Genomic DNA, 2472 nt, shown 5'->3' with positions numbered 1-2472 from the left:
TCGATTATTTCTATTGTAACGGTTGGTACATGCAAACCGCCGAAGCGATAGCTGTCAATGCCCTTCGCCTGATGACCGGGTAGGCCGCGTTAGTCGTCAACGCATAAAGCCTATTTAACTCAATGGTCATAGTGGAAATGCACTGTGCACCTGCCGTCCTTGACGACTGACTGAACGCGATCCGCGTTCCGTCTGAGGATGAACCCCGCCAGGAGACGCGGGCCGTCCCCACTGTCCACAATTTTCTCAATCGAGGGCCGCACTTCCGGAAACTCGAGACGCGCGCCGGGATATGTCACGTCGATTTCGATCTTGTATTCATCGAAGCTCGCCCGCACGAGCATTTTCCCAGCTTTCCAGCAGGTCTCTCCAATCGCCTCGATCAATTGGATTACGCCGAAGCTCGCACGTTTCGTTACATCCGGGCGAGCGCCCCAAGACTTGCCTTGCTCGAGAAAAAAATTCTCGATCTCTTTCGAATTAATTCGTTCCCGTTCGACGCTAAGCGTAGCAGTCTTCCGCACGCCAATTCGAAACACCAGGTTCAAAATCAGGGCGATCGCGGTCGACGCGACTAACGAAGAGCCGGCGATTATCGCAATCTCACTTGGCAGGAGGTTGACGCTCTTGGGGAACACCTCGATGGTGAGGCCGCCCATGAGGCCGAAGGCGAGGACGACAGTCCGACGCGCGTCAAGCATGCGCGACATCATGACTTGGAGCCCGTTGATGATAATGAACGTTACGGCGTACATGAGGGCAGCGACCACGACGGCGCGTGGCATGATCGCGAGTACAGCGGTCAGCTTGGGAAAAAAGCCTAACGAAAAGAAAATCGCAGCAGCCACGACCGCCACGTTGCGGCTGGCAACGCCGGTGGCAGAAGCAAGACCGGCACTCGGAGTTGACGTGTTAATCCCTCCGGGAGTACCGGCAATTCCGGCGATCATGGTCGCCAATCCATCACTGAGCACCCCGCGCTTTATCGAACGCATGTCGGGTCTAACCCAAGTCGAATCGTTGGTCTTCTCGCAGATCGTTAACGTGCCCGCAGCCTTCATCGCCGCAGCAAGACTGGCGATCGCGAATGGTGCAACGAGTGTTGCATTAAATGACCAATCGACCCGAGCGAGGTGTGGAATTCCGAGCCAATTGGCTTGGTCGACAAGTGACCATTGCACGGGATCTAATAAACCAGCCGCCAGCGCCACAGCATAGCCGCCGATTATCCCGATCAATGCGCATAGCATGCGCGCCAGGCCTTTGCCCCAGATGTTGAGGGCGGTTATGGTCCCGAGTGTGGTTGCCGCGACCAACCACTCGGCTGAGCTGACGGGCGCTGCAGTCGGGCCCAGCAGAGTGCGTAGACCCGCGAGACCCGCTGCGATACCAAGCATAAAGATCACCAGCCCCGACACTTCCACCGGCAGAAATTTACGAAGTCGGTTGAGCAATGGCGCAACGAGCGCCTCAAGAGCGCCTGCAAAAATCGTCATGCCGAAAACCAATGGCAGGCCGCCGATCCGTGCAGCAAGCAAGCCAGGTGCAAAATAACTGGCCGTGAACGTTGAGGGCAGCATGTAGCCGGATCCAATCGGCCCAAGCCGCAACACCTGGATCAGCGTTCCAATTGAAAGTACGATCATGCCGATCGAGAGCAAATCGGCCACCATCGGTATAGGTGCGCCGACTGTGCGGCAGATCAGCAACGGGTATACGAGATTAATCGAGATCAACCCGACGTGCTGAGCGCCATTCGACAATGCGATAAGGGCGCCGGGCCGGTCGTCTGCACTGTAAATCAGCGAGGAGGGTTTTTGGGCGGTGGCCCGGAGAATGGGCGCGCAATATGCCCGTCTTAAAAAACTGAGGATCCCGTTCGTGCTGTGAGATTGCTGCCGCTCTGCAGTCGACGCCGTGTCGACCTTGCGGTTCAACGCGATGCTCATTGTACACTCGAAATAGCGATTTGTCGCATCGGGCAGTTTGATCGAAGTTCGCCGCACATACCAAATAAGCCCTATGCGGCGGAGACGGCGTCCGCCAACTTCCACAAGTGCTGCACGTTGGCCGGCCTCCCCTAGGGGTTTACCCTATCTGTTCGTGCAACTCGCGCAACGACTTTGACGCGATATCACCGTAGAATTTGCACATGCGGAGACAGTCTCGGATGATGGTGGCCTTGGTTTTTGATGCTGGCCCTCCTGGGCCCGGCAGCGGCGGGTGACTTATTTTCGGTCGAAAAGCGCGGAAAGCTGAAAAGATACCTCGGGCCGCAGTTCGTACGACGGGCTTTTTGGGCTTCCGTTGAGCCTTTAGTTACGATTTTGCCTTACGCGTTTCAAAGATCGTCATTCTGCACCGACGATCATCGTCGTAATACTTTAGCCCTGACGGCCCCAGGTCGGCAGGGCTTTTTTTCGTACGCCCGTCGGGAAGAACGTCGCACATTTAAATGAGCGGCAATTCAGG

Annotated in this window: 1 protein-coding gene; it reads right to left on the bottom strand. The window is 56.4% G+C overall.

The genetic code is table 11. From position 1 onward, the window contains the following. Nucleotides 1–119: 119 nt before the first annotated feature. Nucleotides 120–1949: a uracil-xanthine permease family protein gene (locus WB528_RS28345; protein ID WP_423892766.1), complete on the bottom strand. Its 1830-nt coding sequence runs from the start codon at nt 1947–1949 to the stop codon at nt 120–122. Nucleotides 1950–2472 lie beyond the last annotated feature (523 nt).

It is taken from the genome of Bradyrhizobium sp. (genome assembly GCF_049586575.1).
In the GTDB taxonomy this organism is placed as follows: Bacteria; Pseudomonadota; Alphaproteobacteria; order Rhizobiales; family Xanthobacteraceae; genus Bradyrhizobium.
This window is presented reverse-complemented; position numbering and strand designations above follow the sequence as displayed.